The organism is Microbacterium sp. ARD32 (genome assembly GCF_031844385.1).
Lineage (GTDB): Bacteria > Actinomycetota > Actinomycetes > Actinomycetales > Microbacteriaceae > Microbacterium.
Genome location: NZ_JAUZVD010000001.1, coordinates 1,464,559 through 1,482,035, shown reverse-complemented (window position 1 = coordinate 1,482,035; position 17,477 = coordinate 1,464,559). Strand labels below are relative to the sequence as shown.

Here is a 17,477-nt window from a genome sequence, read left to right as displayed (position 1 = left end):
CGGCTCCGGCACGCGTCCTCGCGACACGCCGGAAGCACTAGACTGGAACGAGTGCCCACTTGCGCGCAGAAGGAGGGGATCGCGATCTCATCGACATCGCAGACCGCTGAGAGCACGTTCTCCGTCGGCCAGAAGATCCGCGGCTACTTCGTCCTCACGAAGCCCCGCGTGATGGAGCTGCTCCTCGTCTCCACCGTGCCTGTGATGTTCCTCGCCCAGGGCGGTGTTCCCGACCTGTGGCTGATCGTCGCCACCGTGGTCGGCGGCGCCATGAGCGCCGGATCGGCGGCATCCTTCAACATGTATCTGGACCGCGACATCGACGTGCACATGAAGCGCACCGAGAATCGTCCGCTGGTGACGGGGGAGGTCTCGCCCCGCGGCGCGCTGGTGTTCTCGTGGGTGCTCGCGGTGATCTCCACCGTCTGGCTGTTGGCGTTCACCAACTGGCTGGCCGCGTCGCTGTCGGCGTTCGCGATCTTCTTCTACGTCGTCATCTACACGATGATCCTCAAGCGCCGCACCGAGCAGAACATCATCTGGGGCGGGATCGCCGGATGCTTCCCCGTGCTCATTGGGTGGAGCGCCGTCACCGGCTCGCTGGACTGGGCGCCGTTCGTGCTGTTCGTGCTGATCTTCCTGTGGACGCCGCCGCACTACTGGCCGCTGTCGATGAAGTACAAGGACGACTACGACGACGTGGACGTGCCCATGCTCGGCGTGACGCGTCCGGCCCACCAGGTCGGACTGCAGGTGATCCTGTACGCATGGGCGACCGTGGCGTGCTCGCTGCTGCTCGTGCCCGTGGCGCAGATGGGCGTCGTGTACACGGCATCCGCCCTCGTCTTCGGCGGGTGGTTCATCTACGAGTCGCACCGCCTGTACAACCGGGCACTGCGCGGCACCGAGCCGCGACCGATGCGCGTGTTCCACGCGTCGATCACGTACCTGACGCTGATCTTCCTGGCGGTGGCGGTCGACCCGCTGCTGCCGTTCTGATCGGGTCCCTGAGCCGGTCGAAGGGCCTCAGCCGGCGACGGGCCGCTTGAGCCTGGTGACCACGACCGTGTAGGCGGCCGCCGACAGCGACGCCAGGATCATGTGGATGCCGACGGCGATCGCCGGCAGACCCGTGCGGGCCTGCAGCACGCCGACGCCCACCTGCACCAGGATCGCCAGGATCAGCACCAGCAGCCACGTGCGGGGCTGCAGTCTCAGCATCCAGGCGGCGATCGCGAGCGTCAGCACGAGCGCCGCGAGCAGGTAGCCGGGCCAGGAGTGCACGTGCGCGAGGACGCTCGCGTCGAATCCGTTCCTCTTGATGTCGGCATCGCCGGAATGCGGCCCCGAGCCGGTGGTCAGCACGCCGAACAGGATGGTGAGCGCCAGGGCGAGACCTGTGACGTGGGTGAGCGCGGCGAACCAGGCCGGGACGGCGCTCTCGCGCGGGCCCGGCGCCGCGTGCAGTCGCACCAGGAACAGCGCCGTGACGCACACCAGCAGCAGCGAGACGGTGTAGTGGAATCCCACGATGAACGCGTTCAGGTCGCTGATCACGGCGAAGCCGCCCACGACGGCCTGCGCCATCACGCCGACCAGCACGATCCAGGCCAGCACCGCCAGGTCGCGGCGTCGCGTGGTCCGTCGCAGCGAATCGATCATCCCCACGACCACGGCCAGGAGCAGCGCGGCCGACATCAGTGCGGCCGCCGCGACCACGTTCAGAGCGGAGGCCGCGGCGTAGACGCCGACGGCGAGCACGATTCCGCCGATCGCGAACCACACCGCGCGCACGACGAGTCGCCGTCCGCTGATCGCGTGCAGGGTGAGCATGAGCACACCGAGTGCGAGCAGTCCGACCAGGCCGGTCATGGTGCGATTGCCGAACTCGATCGCGCCGTGGATGCCCTGCAGCTCCAGGATCGGGACCAGGGACTCCGGCGTGCACAGCGGCCATTCCGAGCATCCCAGCCCGGATCCGGTCAGCCGCACCGCGCCCCCGGTGCCGATGATGAGGATCTCGGCGATGAACGACAGCCAGGCCATCACCCGCAGCGGACGGCGCGGGACGAACCCCGTGGCGGCCGCGGGCGGAGCGGATTCGGTCGTGACGGAGCTGGCGGGCATGTGTCCTCCGGTTCACGGCGGCTGCGGACCGGAGCGGCCCGTCGGCAGGGCGGAACCTGTAGAATCGGGATTGTTGTGATGGCCGCGCAGAGCGCTGCGTCCACCACAGACAGTCTAGGCGCGATGCGAGCGCCTGAATGATGGGGCCCACCAGCGGCATCCGATCCCCGCAGACTCGACGGGGGTCAGGTGTGTCGGGGCGGATGACACCGTTGCGGCCCGTTTGAGGAGAGTGTGTGATGTCGGATGTGCTGATCGACCGCCCGGAGCTGGATGGTCTGGGGGTGTACGAATTCGGCTGGCACGATCCCGACGCCGCCGGAGCGAGCGCGAAGCGCGGTCTCAGCGAGGCCGTGGTGCGCGACATCTCGGCGCTGAAGGCCGAACCGGAGTGGATGCTGAAGACCCGGCTCAAGGGGCTGGCGCTCTTCGACCGCAAGCCGATGCCGACCTGGGGCGCCGACCTCAGCGAGATCGACTTCGACCACATCAAGTACTTCGTCCGCTCCACCGAGAAGCAGGCGCAGTCCTGGGAGGACCTGCCCGAGGACATCCGCGAGACCTATGAGCGGCTCGGCATTCCCGAGGCCGAGCGTCAGCGCCTGGTCGCGGGCGTCGCCGCGCAGTACGAGTCCGAGGTGGTGTACCACCAGATCCGCGAGGACCTCGAGGCGCAGGGCGTCATCTTCATGGACACCGACACCGCGCTGCGTGAGCACCCCGAGTTCTTCGAGGAGTACTTCGGCACGGTGATCCCCGCGGGCGACAACAGATTCGCCGCGCTGAACGCGGCCGTCTGGTCGGGCGGCTCGTTCGTGTACGTCCCGAAGGGCGTGCACGTGGAGATCCCGCTGCAGGCGTACTTCCGCATCAACACCGAGAACATGGGGCAGTTCGAGCGCACCTTGATCATCGCCGACGAGGACAGCTACGTCCACTACATCGAGGGCTGCACGGCTCCGATCTACAAGTCCGACTCGCTGCACTCGGCCGTGGTCGAGATCATCGTGAAGAAGAACGCCCGCGTGCGGTACACGACGATCCAGAACTGGTCGAACAACGTCTACAACCTGGTCACCAAGCGCGCTGTCGCGCACGAGGGCGCGACCATGGAGTGGGTCGACGGCAACATCGGCTCCAAGGTGACCATGAAGTACCCGTCGATCTACCTCGTGGGCGAGCACGCCAAGGGCGAGACGCTGTCTGTGGCCTTCGCCGGCCCCGGCCAGCACCAGGACGCGGGCGCCAAGATGGTGCACCAGGCCCCGTACACGCAGTCGTCGATCGTCTCGAAGTCGATCGCCCGCGGCGGCGGCCGCTCCGGCTACCGCGGCGAGGTGCGCGTCGACCCGGCTGCGCACCACTCCTCCAACTCCGTGGTCTGCGACGCCCTGCTCGTGGACACGCAGTCCCGCTCGGACACCTACCCGTCGATCGACATCCGCGTCGACGACGTGCAGCTCGGTCACGAAGCCACGGTCTCGAAGGTCAGCGCGGAGCAGCTGTTCTACCTGCAGTCGCGCGGCATCGAGGAGACCGAGGCCATGGCGATGATCGTGCGCGGCTTCATCGAGCCGATCGCGCGCGAGCTGCCGATGGAGTACGCGATGGAACTGAACAAGCTCATCGAGATGGGCATGGAAGGATCGGTCGGCTGATGGCGGCCCCCACACAGGCGCCCGCGGTGGCGCCGCGAGCGAACGCGCACATCGACCCTGCCGCACAGGTGGCGAACGCCGGCTTCGTGCCGGTGCAGACCCGCTCCGAGCGGCCCCGCTCCTTCGACCCGGCCGATTTCGGCGTGCCGACCGGCCGCGAGGTCAACTGGAAGCACACCCCCGTCGCGCAGCTGAAGCCGCTGTTCGAGCCGGCGGAGCCGAACGACGGCGTCACCTACGCGATCAGTCACGAGCAGTACCTGCGCCCGGCGCTCGGTCACGGCACGGCGCCGCGCGGCGAGTTCTTCCTTCCCGAGGACGTCGTCTCGGCGGTCGCCTGGCAGGGATCGACGGATGCCATGCATCTGAGCATCCCGGCCGATGAGGCCGTCGCCGAGCCGATCTTCGTGCACATCGACGGCACCGGCGGCCGCGCCGACGCGCACCTGGTGATCGAGGCGCTGCCGCACAGCTCCGCCACGGTGGTGCTGCGCCACACCGGCACCGCCCAGTACGCGCAGAATCTGGAGATCATCGTCCGCGACGGCGCCAGGCTCACGCTGATCAGCGTGCAGCAGTGGCAGGACGACGCGATCCACGCCTCCGCGCACCAGGCCCGCGTCGACCGCGACGCGGAGCTGACCCACGTCGTCGTCAGCTTCGGCGGCGGCGTGGTGCGCGTGAACCCGAACGTCGAGCTCGCGGGCGCCGGTGCGAACGGGAGGCTCTACGGCCTGTCGTTCGCCGACTCCGGTCAGCACCTGGAGAGCCAGGTCTACCTGCACCACAAGGGGCCGCACACCGTCGGCGACGTGCTCTACAAGGGGGCGCTGCGCGGGGCGAGCGCGCACAGCGTGTGGATCGGCGATGTGCTCATCGGGCCGGACGCCACCGGCACCGACTCGTACGAGGCCAACCGCAACCTGGTGCTCACCGAGGGTGCGCGCGCGGACTCGATCCCGAACCTGGAGATCGAGACCGGCGACATCGTCGGCGCCGGCCACGCGAGCGCGACCGGTCGCTTCGACGACGAGCAGCTGTTCTACCTGCAGGCGCGCGGGATCACCGAGGCGGAGGCCCGGCGGCTCGTGGTGCTCGGCTTCCTCACCGAGATCGTGCAGCGCATCCGCATCCCGGAGCTGCAGGACGAGCTGCTCGCCGCGATCGAGGCCGAGCTCGTCGGAGTCGAGGCGTGAGCGCGCAGCGCGCCTGCGGCGTCGACGACCTCGAGCTGGACACGCCGCTGCGCGTCGAGCTCGACGGCGTGGCGATCGCGATCGTGAAGGACTCCGCCGGAGACATCCATGCGATCGGCGACCGCTGCACGCACGGCGACATCTCCCTGGCCGAGGGGTTCGTCGAGGGTGACACGCTGGAATGCTGGGCGCACGGCTCCCGCTTCTCGCTGATCACCGGCAAGCCCCTCAATCTCCCCGCTTACGAGCCCGTCCCCGTGTACTCCGTCGAGATCGACGGCGACGATGTGCTCATCGACCCCACTGTCATTAAGGAAGTCTGAATGTCTGTTCTCGAGATCCGCGACCTTCACGTGACGGTCGAGACCGATCAGGGTACGACGCCGATCCTCAACGGCATCGACCTGACGATCAAGACCGGTGAGACCCACGCCATCATGGGGCCGAACGGCTCCGGCAAGTCGACCCTGGCGTACACGATCGCCGGTCACCCCAAGTACACCGTCACGCAGGGCACCATCACCTTCGACGGCGAGGACGTCCTGTCGATGAGCGTCGACGAGCGCGCCAGGGCGGGCGTGTTCCTGGCGATGCAGTACCCGGTGGAGATCCCAGGGGTCACCGTCACGAACTTCCTGCGCACGGCCAAGACCGCGCTCGACGGCGAGGCACCCGCCATCCGCCAGTGGACCAAGGACGTGAAGACGTCCATGACGAACCTGCGCATGGACCCGAAGTTCGCACAGCGCAACGTCAACGAGGGCTTCTCCGGCGGTGAGAAGAAGCGTCATGAGATCCTGCAGCTCGAGGTGCTCAAGCCGAAGCTCGCCGTGCTCGATGAGACCGACTCGGGTCTCGACGTCGACGCGCTCAAGATCGTCTCGGAGGGCGTGAACCGCGCCAAGGAGGCCACGAACCTCGGCGTGCTGCTGATCACCCACTACACCCGCATCCTGCGCTACATCCGTCCGGACTACGTGCACGTCGTGGTCAAGGGAAGGATCGTCGAGGAGGGCGGCCCCGAGCTGGCCGACCGCCTCGAGGAGGAGGGCTACGACCGCTTCCTCGACCCGAGCGCGCCCATCGAAGCGTAGGCTGAGGCCATGACCGCAACGCTGACCGACGAGAAGTACGACGAGGTCACCGAGGCTCTGAAGGACGTCATGGACCCCGAACTGGGGATCAACGTCGTCGACCTGGGACTGATCTACGACCTCGCCTGGGACGACGAGAACGACGCCCTGGTCATCCACATGACGCTCACGAGCGCCGGATGCCCGCTGACCGACGTGCTCGAAGAGCAGACGGCGCAGGCCCTGGACTCCGTGGTCGACCGCTTCCGCATCAACTGGGTGTGGATGCCGCCGTGGGGCCCGGAGCGGATCACCGACGACGGCCGCGACATGATGCGCGCCCTCGGCTTCGCGATCTGACATCTGCCTGCAACGGGTGCGGCCGTCCGACGGCCGCACCCGTTCGTCGTCCCTGCGCTGGGTAGGCTGAAGGCCATGACCGCCGCACCGATCCGCGCACTCCCTCTCGATGAGCTCAGGCGGCGCACGAGCGAGAAGTGGCGGGAGTATCCCGACGACGTGCTGCCGCTGTTCGTCGCGGAGACCGACTTCCCGCTCGCACCCGCGGTCACCGCCGCGCTGGAGCGTGCGGTCCGCACCGGCGACACCGGGTACGTGGCCTCGCGGACGCCTCTGGCGGAGGCCTATGCCGGCTTCGCGAGCCGGCGCTTCGGGTGGGCGGCGGAGCCCGGCCGGATGCGCTCCACCGCGGACGTGAGCATGGGGATCGTGGAGATCCTCCGGCGGGTCATCCGCGCGGGGGACCGGGTGATCGTCAACCCGCCCATCTACCCGCCCTTCTTCGACCTGGTCCAGGAGGCCGGCGGTGTCGCCCAGAGCGTGCCGCTGCGCGACACCGGAAGCGGCTGGGAGCTCGATCTGGACGGCATCCGCGACGCTCTCGCCGACGGCGCGCGCGCCGTGCTGCTGTGCAATCCGCACAACCCGACCGGGTCGGTGCACTCCGCCGCCTCCCTCGACGCGCTGGCACGAATGGCCGAGCAGCATGGTGTGGTCGTGATCTCGGACGAGATCCACGCACCCCTCACGCAGCCCGACGCGGTCTTCACGCCCTTCCTGGCCAGCGGGGAGGCCGCCGCGCGGATCGGCTACGCGGTGACCAGCGCCAGCAAGGCGTTCAACCTCGCGGGCCTGAAGTGCGCGCTGATGATCACGGCGTCCGACGCCACCACCGCGGTGCTGCGCTCCCTGCCGATCGAGGTGGAATGGCGCACCGGGCAGTTCGGGATGCTGGCCGCGGTCGCGGCGTTCTCCCCGCAGAGCGACGACTGGCTGGACGGCCTGCTCGTCACGCTCGACGAGAACCGCAGGCTGCTGGCGACCCTGCTCGCGCAGCACCTGCCCGAGGCGCGGTACCGGATGCCGGATGCCGGCTATCTGGCGTGGGTCGACCTGACCGACCTGGGCTGGGGCCCGAACCCCGCCAAGCAGATCCTCCGGCAGGCGAGGGTGGCGCTGCACTTCGGCCCGGCGTTCGGCGCGGAGGGAGCGGGGCACGTGCGGTTCAACATCGGCACCGGCCCCGAGATCCTCGCCGAGGCCGTCGAGCGCATCGCCCGCGCGCGTGCGTCGATCTCCGCGGCCGTGCACGAGCGCGCGGCCGGCCTGTGAGCACGCCCGCTCCGCCGACGATCTGGGATCGCAGCCGCCTGGGGATCACCGTCGGCACCGTGGTGCTGATCTTCCTCGCCGCGCTCGAAGCGCTGGCGGTCACCACCGTCATGCCCGTGGTCGCCGACGATCTGGACGGCGAGGCGCTGTTCGCGGTGGCGTTCTCGGCGACGCTGGCCACCGGGGTGATCGGAATGGTCGCATCGGGCGCGTGGAGCGACAGCGGCGGCCCCCGCCCGCCGCTGTACACGGCCGTCGCCCTCTTCGCCGTGGGGCTGCTGGTCTCCGGGCTGGCGCTGGACATGTACACGTTCATCGCGGGACGCCTGATCCAGGGGCTCGGCGCGGGCGGGCAGACCGTCGCCCTCTACGTGGTGGTGGCCCGGCTCTATCCGCCGCAGTTGCATGGACGCATCTTCGCGGCCTACGCGGCGGCCTGGGTGGTGCCGTCGATGGTCGGACCGTTCCTGGCCGGCGCCGTCACGGAGTTCCTGCACTGGCGGTGGGCGTTCCTGGGCGTCGCCGTGCTCACGGTCGCGGCATTCGCGCTGGTCGCCGTCCGGCTGCGCGGCGTCTCTCTGGCGGCGGATGCCGGCGATCCCGGCCGCACGGGGGAACCGGCGTCCGATTCCGGGGAACCGGCATCCGCGCCCGTCGTGACGGCATCCGTCCCCGTCGTGACGGCATCCGTGCCCGTCGCGCCGGTATCCGTCCCGGTCGTGCCGGAGGCCCGTGCCGGGCGCGCACGCCGCCGGGTCGGCGTCGCCGTGCGGCTGCTGCTGGCCGTGCTGGTGGCCGTCTGCGCCGTGAGCGTCGGCTTCGCCGCCGACCTGCCTGCGGCGCTGGGCGGTCCGGGCACGGGTGCGGCGATCGCCGTGGTCGCGATCATGGTGATCGGCGTCGCACTGCTGCCGCTGCTGCCCGTCGGGTCGCTGCGGGCGGCGTCCGGGCTGCCCAGCGTGGTGCTCATGCGCGCCATCGCCGCCGGGGCGTTCTTCGCCGCCGAGGCGTACGTGCCCCGGTTGCTGATCGACCGGTTCGAGTTCTCGCCGACGGTCGCCGGCCTGGCGCTCACGCTGTCCGCTCTCGGCTGGTCGGGCGCTTCGGCGGTGCAGGGGCGCTACGGCGATCTGCTGGGAAGCGCGCGGATCGTCACGCTCTCGACCGTGCTCATGGCCGTCGGCTTCTCGTCGGCGCTGGCCGTCAGCATCCTGGGCGCCGACCCGTGGATCGTGGTGACCGGCTGGTTCTTCGCCGGCGCGGGCATGGGGCTGCTCTACCCGCGGCTCACCGTGCTGACGCTGGCGTACTCGACCACCGCCGATGAGGGGTTCAACTCGTCGGCCCTGTCGATCGCGGATTCCACCGGGTCGGCCGTGCTGATCGCGGTGGCCGGTCTCGGCTTCGTGCTGCTGCCCATCGGCGGCTCGGGGTACATCACGGTATACCTGCTGGCGATCGGGCTGCTGCTGCTGGCCCTGCTGCCGGGCCTCAGGATGGGCGACGGGAGGCGCTGAGGGCGGCGAAGCCGCGGATGCCGGCGGCGAACACCGCGTCGGAGTCCGGTGTCGGGTCCGCGGCCTCGTCCTGCACGGCTCCGATGCTCAGCGCGTGCATGCGCTGCTGCAGCAGCATGACGTGGCCCAGGATGAACTCGAACAGCGCGTCCGCGGCGGACCGGTCCTCGTCGCGCAGCGCGGCGCGCAGGGCATCTTGGGCGCGGCGGGAGCCCAGGCGCAGCGCGTACGAGCTCAGCACGACCTCCGCGCCGTCGCGGTAGGCGAGCAGCGCATCGCGCACCGCGGCGGCGACGCCTGCGGGCCCGATGCGCGGATCCGGCTCGGGCACGGCATCCAGGATGCGATCGGCGACGGCCGCCAGCAGCTCCTGCTTGCTGGCGAAGTGCCAGTACAGCGCGCTCGGCTGCACGTCGAGCTCGGTGGCCAGGCGCCGCATGGTCAGGTCGGGCAGCCCGACCTCGTCGAGCAGCCGCAGAGCGCAGTCGACCACGCTGTGGCGGTCGTGTCGTGCCGGAGACATGCGACCAGTATAGTGAACATCGTTCAGGTGAACGGTGTTCAGGTGGAATGCCGTCGTCTCTGCCGAAAGGACCCGTGATGACCGAAGCTCCTCGCGCACTCGGCGCCGATCTCGCCCGGATCGCCGTCTTCGCCGCACTGATCGCCGTGCTCGGCACGGTGGTCGTCCCGCTGCCGGGCGGAGTGCCCATCACCGCGCAGACCCTGGGCGTCATGCTCGCAGGGCTCGTCCTCGGCGCGCGGCGCGCTCCGCTGGCGATCCTCGTCGTGCTCGCGCTCGCGGCGGCGGGCCTTCCGGTGCTGGCCGGCGGGCGCGGCGGGCTCGGCGTGCTGGTGGGACCGACCGCCGGCTATCTGGCCGGGTGGATCGCAGGTTCGATCGTCATCGGGCTGATCGCGCACAGCGGACGGTTCACCTGGTGGCGCGCGGCTGCCGCCACGATCCTCGGCGGCATCGTGGTGGTGTACCTCTTCGGCATCCCGGTGCAGGCCCTCGTCACCGGCGTGCCGATCGGACCGACCGTGGTGTCCAGCCTGGTCTTCCTCCCCGGAGACCTGCTGAAGGCGATCGCAGCCGTGCTGCTGTCCGTCGCCCTGCGGCGCGCATATCCGCGGGCGTTCCCGATCGGGCTGTCGAGAGCACAGGCATCCGCCGCGCATGCACGATGACCGGACCGCCGTCGACACCGCGATCGTGTGCGATGCGGTCGGGGTGGAGGTCGACGGAGCGGTGCTGCTCCAGGATGTCGACCTGCGCCTGAGTGCAGCGCGGACCGCCGTGATCGGAGCGAACGGCTCGGGAAAGTCCACCTTCGTCCGGCTGCTGAACGGACTCCGGAGCAGCACGTCGGGAACCGTTCGCGTGCAGGGCCTGGATCCGAAGCGGGATGCTGCGCGGCTGCGCCGACGTGTCGGCTTCGTGTTCACGAACCCCGAGGCGCAGATCCTCATGCCCACTCCAGCCGAGGACGTCGCTCTCTCGCTGCGTGAGCTGCCTGCAGCTCAGCGGTCGGCGCGGGTGGCGGAGATCCTCGAGCGCTACGGCCTCGCAGACCGCGCGGAGGTGCCGGCATCCGCTCTCTCCGGCGGCCAGCGGCAGCTGCTGGCCATCGCCTCCGTGCTCGCGACCGAGCCGCAGCTGGTCGTCGCAGACGAGCCGACCACCCTGCTCGACCTGCGCAACGCCCGTCTGATCGGCGAACTGCTGCTGGGCCTGGACGTGCCGGTGGTGCTCGTGACGCACGATCTGGACCTGGCTGCGCGCTGCGACGAGGCGGTGCTGTTCGAAGACGGGCGCGTGCGCGCCGTCGGGGCACCCGACGACGTGATCGCGGAGTATCGCCGGAGCTGCGCGTGATCTCGCTCTACCGTCCCGGCACCGGAATCCTGCACCGCATGCCGGTGCTCGCGAAGCTGGGTGGACTGGCCGTGACCGCGCTCGTGCTCTCGCTCGCCCCCATCGGCGTGGCAGGGTCCATCATCGTGCTGGTCGTCGTCTCTGCGCTCTATCCCGCAGGGGCGCTGCCGCTGAGCGCGCTCGGCGGGGGCTGGTGGCGGCTGCGCTGGCTCATTCTCGTGCTCGGAGGGGCGCTGTGGGCGTTCGCATCCTGGCAGGTCGCCGTCGTCAGCACGGGGCGCGTCGTGGCTCTGCTGCTGCTCGCCGACCTGGTGACGCGCACCACGCGCATGGGCGACCTGCTGGATGCGCTGCGCCGACTGCTGCGCCCGCTGCGCCGAGCCGGCGTCGATCCCGAAACCGTCGCGATGACTCTCTCACTGGCCATCGCGATGATCCCCGTGGTCGCCGCGCTGGCGGCTCAGGTGCGCGACGCCCAGCAGGCGCGGGGAACGAGGTTGGGTCCGCGCGCGGCGCTGCCGCTGCTCGTGCTGACCATGAAGCATGCGGACGACGTCGGCGATGCGCTGCTGGCACGGGGGATCGCGCGATGACCGTGCCGATCGGCGCGCACGTCGTGCACGGCGCCGGTTTCAACCCGGGATGCGTGCGACATCACGAGCTCTACCTCGGCTGAGTGCGATCCCCGGGACCGCAGGGATCGCAGCCGCAGCCCGCGGCATTCCCGTGAGGTGCAGGGCGATGAGCCAGGAGGCGATGGCGATCGTCGCCGTCACCGGCGAGGTGCCGGCCACGAGCAGGAGCACCACGGCCGATGCCCCGAGGAGCACGGCGATGGCGGCGCGAGCCGGAGAGGTGTCGATCGGAGCGGTGATGCGCTCCAGGCGCGACAGCGGCACGACCAGCAGCGCGGTGGTGCCCAGCGTGCAGACGAGCCACAGCGGGCGGCTGAGCCACCATTGGCCCGAGGCGAGCGCAGGCAGCTGATCACCGGTGATCATGCCGCTCAGCGCGGTGAGGCCCGCGAGTGCGAGCAGCACGGGCATGTGCCAGAGGTAGACGGTCATGGCGCGAGCCGACACGAACCGGGTGAAGGCCGCGACGGGCCGACGTTCCGCGAACGCCGTCAGCTGCGGCTTGAACAGGGAGAATGCGGCGGTCTGGATGACACCCACCAGCAGCAGCGCGGTCGTGGGCGGGTTGGTGTTCGCGATGAGGTCGGGGGAGTGGAATCCCGTTCCGAACGACAGGAGCAGCAGTGCGAGCGCGACGGCCGCGGCGGTGATGCGGGTGCGCCGCGGGAGCGCGTCGATGCGGCCGTCGGCGAGGAGGAAGCCCAGCTGCTGCATGGTGGCCCAGACGAAGAGCAGGTTGAGGTAGCCGATGCCGTCGGAGTCGCTGATCACGCGGGCGACGTCGACCACCACGGATGCAGCGGCCAGAGCGCCGATCGTGCGCAGGGGTGCTCTCTCGTGCAGGCGCACGAGGGCGGGCAGCATGGCCTGGAGCACCAGGAAGACCCCCAGGAACCACAGCGGCTGACCGTAACGGTATCCGGCCGTGTCCACGAGCTCGGCATCCAGCCCCGCATCCGACAGCAGCGCCAGCGCGACGCCCGCGGTCGCCACCGAGGCGATGGCGGGGATCAGCAGCCGGCGCACGCGGGACACCGCGAAGACCGTGCCGCGCGTACCGCGCCGGCGCTGCGCGCGCAGGGCGGTGATGCCCGCGAAGCCGCCGACGACGAAGAACATCGGCATCACCTGCATCACCCAGCTGACGGGGACGATCCAGCCGCCGACCTCACCGGCGTTGGAGAACAGGGGGCCCTCCGGTGAGAGCGTCACCCCGACCATGAGGGAATGCAGGACCACGACGCCTGCGATGGCCAGGGCGCGAACGAGATCGACCGCGCTGTCGCGATGTGATGTGGGGATGTGCATGAAGAGCCTCTCCTGGTCAGTTGCCAGGAGACTAAGGAGGCGGTGCGATGCCGCACATCACGCCACGGACCCGACTCGCTCATACCCTGGGGTGAGAGCGGGTCCGCACGCTCAGGCGGGTTCGACCAGACCTGCGTCGTAGGCGAGGATGACCGCGTGCACGCGGTCGCGCAGACCCAGCTTGGCGAACACCTTGCCGACGTGGGTCTTGACTGTCTGCTCGGCGATGAACAGCTCGGCGCCGATCTCGTGGTTGGAGCGGCCGAGGGCGATCAGCGTGAGCACCTCGAGCTCGCGTTCGGTGAGGTCGTTCAGCGCCGGGTGCGGGCGCGCGGCGCGAGGGCGACGCGAGGCGAAGTGCTCGATCATCCGGCGGGTCACCCGCGGTGCGAGCAGCGCTTCGCCGCCGGCGATCACACGCACGGCGTGGACCAGCTCGTCGGGCAGGGCGTCCTTCAGCAGGAAGCCGCTCGCCCCCGCTTCGAGCGCGTCGTACACGTAGTCGTCGATGTCGAAGGTGGTGAGCATGAGGATGCGGGGCGTCTTGGCCGCCGGGTACGACGGACCCAGGATGCGGCGGGTCGCCTCGATCCCGTCCAGCTCCGGCATCCGGACGTCCATCAGGATCACATCGGGGTCCAGGCGCGCCGAGAGCGCCACGGCCTCCCGCCCGTCGGCGGCCTGACCCGTCACGCGGAGGCCGTCCTGGGCATCCAGCAGCGCCGCGAAGCCGGCGCGCACCATGGCCTGGTCGTCGGCGATGAGCAGCTCGATCGTCACGCGTTCTCCTGCTTCTGCGTCCACGGGAGGACGGCGATGACCGTCCAGCCCCCGTCCGGATCCGGACCGGTCTCGAGCGTACCCGCCACCAGGGCCACCCGCTCGCGCATGCCGCGCAGGCCGTGACCCGCCGGTGCCGCGGGCGCCGGATCCGTCGCGGCGACGTTGTGCACCCGAACGCTGACCGCCTCGGCATCCTGGCCGATCCGCACCGTGATCGGGGAGCCCGGCGCGTGTCGCACCGCGTTGCTGAGTGCCTCCTGCACGATCCGGAAGGCGGTGACCTGCACGCCGGCGGACACGGCCGACAGATTCGCCGCGACGAGTTCGAGAGAGACGTCCGCCCCGGCGCGACGGATGCTCTCGACGAGCCCCGGGATCGCATCGATGCCCTGCTGCGGCGCGAGCTCGGCCGGCTGATCCTCGGTGCGCAGCACGCCCAGCAGCCGGCGCATCTCGGCCAGCGATCCGCGGGTGGTCGCCGCCATGTCCTCGAATTCGGCGATCGCGACCTCGGGCAGGTCGGGCAGGCGATACCGCGCTGTCGATGCCTGCACCTGGATCACGGACATGCTGTGCGCGACGACGTCATGCAGCTCCCGCGCGATGCGCGTGCGCTCCTCGATCTGCAGCCGGCGCTCCTGCTCCTCGGCCGAGACGCGGCGCTGGCGGTCCAGCTCCGCGCCGACGCGCAGCCGTCCGGCGAGCAGAGCCGCCACCAGCAGGACGGCGCCGACGATGGAGGTGGTGACGATGAGCGAGTTGCCGCTGGGTGTCGTGGGCACGGTCGCGGAGGCGGTTACGCCGGCGAGCGAGCCGAGCAGGTACAGCGTCAGGCCGCGTCGCCATCCGTGCGCGATGGTCAGCGTCGCCACGGTGACGGCGAATGCGATCAGCAGCGGCACCGTCCACGGCCAGGGGCCGGTGAGGGTGCGCGTTTCCGGGATGAGCAGGGCGAGAGCGAGAGCGGCGATCGTGAACGTCGCCGCGGCGATGCTCGGATGCCTGAGGGCGACCAGCGGTGCGCCGGCGGCCGCCCCGGCGAACACGATCGTGGCGGCGACGTCGCTGCCGTAGACGGCGGCGTGCACCGGTGCCATGACGCTGAGCAGGGCGATGGCCACCACGCCCAGCACGATGACGATCAGCGTGCCGCGGTCGCGCCCTGCAGACGGGCGCCGTGACCGCTCGTGCTCGCGGCGCTTCTGCTTCGGCATGGCACTCATCATCCCACCTCGACGCATCCCGTCTCGACGGGGAGCGATTCCGACTTCGCCTCCGCAGTCGCCTGCGGCACCCGCGGTGCGCGCCTGCGCCGGAGCGCGGTGGTCGCGCGGTCGATCACGACGCCGACCAGCAGCGCCAGCACCACGCCGAGCGCCGCGCTCAGCAGCGGCTGACCGCTCAGCCAGTGCCCCGCCAGCAGACCGATCCCCGCGCTGTACGCCGACCAGGTCAGTGCCGCGGCGGCGCTGACGGGCAGGAAACGGCGCCACGGGTAGCCGAGCGCGCCGGCCGACATGTTCACGGCCACCCGGCCCACCGGAATGTACCGCGCGCCGAGGATGAGGGCGGCGCCATGGCGATCCAGCGACCGCTGAGCCCACGCGAAGGCACGGGCGATGCGCGGGCGACGCATCCACGCGAACCGGTCGGTTCCCATCGACCGGCCGATCGCATAGGCGATGTTGTCGCCGATCATCGCGCCGACCGAGGCCACCGCGCACAGCAGCACGAGATCCGGCTCGCCGGATGACGCGGCCAGGGCCGCGGACGCGACCAGCACGGTCTCGCTCGGCACCGGCGGGAAGAACCCGTCGATCACGGCCACGGCGAACATCACCGGGTACAGCCACGGAGATGACGACGCCTGCAGGATGAGCTCGTTGATGATGTCCACCCCAGGAACCTACGAAGCGGATGCACGGGTGCACATCACTCCCGGGTATCGTCGCCGTCATACCTCAGAGGGGTCCTCGCGCGGGCGGCACGTATACTGGGAGGCTGGCCCTTCGGCCGACCTCCCCTCCAGATGAACGGACCATCGCTGTGCTCGCCGTGCAAGACCTCGAGATCCGCGTGGGCGCGCGTGTGCTCATGTCGGGCGTGTCGTTCCGCGTCGCCGACGGCGACAAGATCGGACTGGTGGGTCGCAACGGCGCGGGTAAGACCACGCTGACGAAGGTGCTGGCCGGCGACGTGCTGCCCTCGGACGGCAAGGTCACCTCATCCGGGGAACTCGGCTATCTGCCGCAGGATCCCCGCTCCGGCGACCCGGAGATGCTCGCCCGCACCCGCATCCTCGACGCGCGCGGCCTCGGCACGCTGCAGCTGGGGATGACGAAGGCGTCGCACGAGATGGCATCCGAGGATCCGAGGATCGCCGAGCGCGCCATGCGCAGGTTCGCAAACCTCACCGAGCGCTTCGAGTCGCTCGGCGGCTATGCGGCAGAGGCCGAGGCGGCCTCCATCGCCAACAACCTCTCGCTGCCGGATCGCATCCTCGACCAGCCGCTCAAGACGCTCTCGGGCGGTCAGCGCCGGCGCATCGAGCTGGCGCGCATCCTGTTCTCGGATGCCGGGACGATGATCCTCGACGAGCCGACCAACCATCTCGACGCGGACAGCGTCGTGTGGCTGCGGGAGTTCCTCAAGGGCTACAAGGGCGGGCTGATCGTGATCAGTCACGACGTCGAGCTGGTGGGCGAGACGGTCAACAGGGTGTTCTATCTGGACGCGAACCGCCAGGTGATCGACATCTACAACATGGGCTGGAAGCACTATCAGCGCCAGCGCGTGGCGGACGAGGAGCGGCGCAAGAAGGAGCGCGCGAACGCCGAGAAGAAGGCCACCCAGCTGCAGCTGCAGGCCGCCCGGTTCGGCGCGAAGGCCACCAAGGCCGCTGCGGCGCACCAGATGATCGCGCGCGCCGAGAAGCTGCTGAGCGGACTGGAGGAGGTGCGCCAGGTCGACCGGGTCGCCAAGCTGCGCTTCCCGAAGCCCGCACCCTGCGGGAAGACGCCGCTGATGGCATCCGGACTGTCGAAGTCCTACGGCTCGCTGGAGATCTTCACCGATGTCGACCTGGCGATCGATCGCGGCTCGAAGGTGGTCGTGCTCGGGCTGAACGGCGCGGGGAAGACGACTCTGCTGCGGATCCTGGCGGGAGTGGACCGGCCCGACACCGGCGTGCTCGAGCCCGGCCACGGGCTGAAGATCGGCTACTACGCGCAGGAGCACGAGAACCTGGACGTGGACCGCTCAGTGCTGCAGAACATGATGTCGGCGGCCCCCGACATCACCGAGACCGAGGCGCGCAAGGTGCTGGGCTCGTTCCTGTTCACCGGCGACGACGTGCTCAAGCCCGCAGGTGTGCTCTCCGGCGGTGAGAAGACGCGGCTGTCGCTGGCGACGCTCGTCGTGTCCTCCGCGAACATGCTGCTGCTCGACGAGCCGACGAACAACCTCGATCCCGCCTCGCGCGAGGAGATCCTGGGTGCGCTTGCGCACTACGAGGGCGCTGTCGTGCTGGTGTCGCACGATCCCGGAGCCGTCGAGTCGCTCAATCCGGAGCGCGTGCTGATCCTGCCCGACGGTGTCGAGGACATCTGGAACCGGGAGTACCAGGAGTTGATCGAGCTGGCATGAGCACCGGCGAGCCACGATGCGCCG

The 17,477-nt window shown here is 70.1% G+C and carries 18 protein-coding genes; 12 read left to right on the top strand and 6 right to left on the bottom strand.

The features are described 5' to 3' along the window. The first annotated feature begins 78 nt into the window (after positions 1–78). A complete protein-coding gene (locus tag Q9R19_RS07035) occupies positions 79–999 on the top strand; it encodes a heme o synthase (protein ID WP_311255893.1) in 921 nt (306 codons plus the stop codon). Positions 1,000–1,026: 27 nt separating this feature from the next. On the opposite strand, the gene Q9R19_RS07030 is transcribed toward Q9R19_RS07035, so the two are convergent. Continuing rightward, positions 1,027–2,127 carry a COX15/CtaA family protein gene (locus Q9R19_RS07030; protein WP_311255599.1) on the bottom strand — a complete coding sequence of 367 codons (1,101 nt, stop codon included), beginning with the start codon at positions 2,125–2,127 and terminating at the stop codon, positions 1,027–1,029. A gap of 239 nt (positions 2,128–2,366) precedes the next feature. On the opposite strand from Q9R19_RS07030, the gene sufB reads away from it, so the two are divergent. The 7 genes from sufB to Q9R19_RS06995 all read left to right on the top strand — a co-directional run bounded on the left by sufB (position 2,367) and on the right by Q9R19_RS06995 (position 9,203). Beyond that, a complete protein-coding gene (gene sufB, locus Q9R19_RS07025; protein ID WP_311255598.1) occupies positions 2,367–3,785 on the top strand; it encodes a Fe-S cluster assembly protein SufB in 1,419 nt (472 codons plus the stop codon). Beyond that, a complete protein-coding gene (gene sufD / locus Q9R19_RS07020) occupies positions 3,785–4,981 on the top strand; it encodes a Fe-S cluster assembly protein SufD (protein WP_311255597.1) in 1,197 nt (398 codons plus the stop codon). The genes sufB and sufD overlap by 1 nt, the downstream gene beginning before the upstream one ends. Next, positions 4,978–5,304 carry a non-heme iron oxygenase ferredoxin subunit gene (locus Q9R19_RS07015; RefSeq protein WP_311255596.1) on the top strand — a complete coding sequence of 109 codons (327 nt, stop codon included), beginning with the start codon at positions 4,978–4,980 and terminating at the stop codon, positions 5,302–5,304. Before sufD ends, Q9R19_RS07015 begins: the two co-directional genes overlap by 4 nt. Beyond that, the gene (gene sufC / locus Q9R19_RS07010; RefSeq protein ID WP_311255595.1) at positions 5,305–6,075 is read left to right on the top strand and encodes a Fe-S cluster assembly ATPase SufC; all 771 of its coding nucleotides are present in this window, start codon (positions 5,305–5,307) and stop codon (positions 6,073–6,075) included. A 9-nt stretch (positions 6,076–6,084) separates the two neighbouring features. After that, positions 6,085–6,414, top strand: a complete 330-nt coding sequence (locus tag Q9R19_RS07005) for a metal-sulfur cluster assembly factor (protein WP_285630448.1) — start codon at positions 6,085–6,087, stop codon at positions 6,412–6,414. A 75-nt stretch (positions 6,415–6,489) separates the two neighbouring features. Further along, complete coding sequence (locus tag Q9R19_RS07000) at positions 6,490–7,686, top strand: aminotransferase class I/II-fold pyridoxal phosphate-dependent enzyme (RefSeq protein WP_311255594.1); 1,197 nt, start codon at positions 6,490–6,492, stop codon at positions 7,684–7,686. Further along, positions 7,683–9,203 (top strand): MFS transporter, encoded by a 1,521-nt coding sequence (locus Q9R19_RS06995; protein ID WP_311255593.1) that lies wholly within the window; start codon positions 7,683–7,685, stop codon positions 9,201–9,203. The genes Q9R19_RS07000 and Q9R19_RS06995 overlap by 4 nt, the downstream gene beginning before the upstream one ends. Here the strand turns inward: Q9R19_RS06995 and Q9R19_RS06990 are convergent. Beyond that, positions 9,178–9,726 carry a TetR family transcriptional regulator gene (locus Q9R19_RS06990; RefSeq protein WP_311255592.1) on the bottom strand — a complete coding sequence of 183 codons (549 nt, stop codon included), beginning with the start codon at positions 9,724–9,726 and terminating at the stop codon, positions 9,178–9,180. The genes Q9R19_RS06995 and Q9R19_RS06990 overlap by 26 nt on opposite strands. Before the next feature lie 77 nt (positions 9,727–9,803). Between Q9R19_RS06990 and Q9R19_RS06985 the strand changes: the two genes are divergently transcribed. The 3 genes from Q9R19_RS06985 to Q9R19_RS06975 are packed head-to-tail and all read left to right on the top strand — an operon-like array spanning position 9,804 to position 11,675. Then, on the top strand, positions 9,804–10,394 hold the full coding sequence (locus Q9R19_RS06985) for a biotin transporter BioY (RefSeq protein ID WP_311255591.1): 591 nt from the start codon (positions 9,804–9,806) through the stop codon (positions 10,392–10,394). Further along, positions 10,384–11,082: an ABC transporter ATP-binding protein gene (locus tag Q9R19_RS06980; protein ID WP_311255590.1), complete on the top strand. Its 699-nt coding sequence runs from the start codon at positions 10,384–10,386 to the stop codon at positions 11,080–11,082. Before Q9R19_RS06985 ends, Q9R19_RS06980 begins: the two co-directional genes overlap by 11 nt. Next, entirely contained in the window at positions 11,079–11,675 is a 597-nt protein-coding gene (locus Q9R19_RS06975) for a CbiQ family ECF transporter T component (RefSeq protein WP_311255589.1), read from the top strand. Before Q9R19_RS06980 ends, Q9R19_RS06975 begins: the two co-directional genes overlap by 4 nt. Before the next feature lie 39 nt (positions 11,676–11,714). On the opposite strand, the gene Q9R19_RS06970 is transcribed toward Q9R19_RS06975, so the two are convergent. From Q9R19_RS06970 to Q9R19_RS06955, 4 genes are all read right to left on the bottom strand, one after another. Then, positions 11,715–13,025, bottom strand: coding sequence for an acyltransferase (locus Q9R19_RS06970; protein ID WP_311255588.1), 1,311 nt, complete (start codon positions 13,023–13,025; stop codon positions 11,715–11,717). 111 nt (positions 13,026–13,136) lie between these two features. After that, positions 13,137–13,805, bottom strand: coding sequence for a response regulator transcription factor (locus tag Q9R19_RS06965; protein ID WP_311255587.1), 669 nt, complete (start codon positions 13,803–13,805; stop codon positions 13,137–13,139). Next, a complete protein-coding gene (locus Q9R19_RS06960) occupies positions 13,802–15,022 on the bottom strand; it encodes a sensor histidine kinase (RefSeq protein WP_311255586.1) in 1,221 nt (406 codons plus the stop codon). Before Q9R19_RS06960 ends, Q9R19_RS06965 begins: the two co-directional genes overlap by 4 nt. Before the next feature lie 8 nt (positions 15,023–15,030). After that, positions 15,031–15,705: a DedA family protein gene (locus Q9R19_RS06955; RefSeq protein WP_311255585.1), complete on the bottom strand. Its 675-nt coding sequence runs from the start codon at positions 15,703–15,705 to the stop codon at positions 15,031–15,033. Between the two features lie 149 nt (positions 15,706–15,854). On the opposite strand from Q9R19_RS06955, the gene abc-f reads away from it, so the two are divergent. Further along, positions 15,855–17,453, top strand: coding sequence for a ribosomal protection-like ABC-F family protein (gene abc-f, locus Q9R19_RS06950; protein ID WP_311255584.1), 1,599 nt, complete (start codon positions 15,855–15,857; stop codon positions 17,451–17,453). The last annotated feature ends 24 nt before the right edge of the window (positions 17,454–17,477 follow it).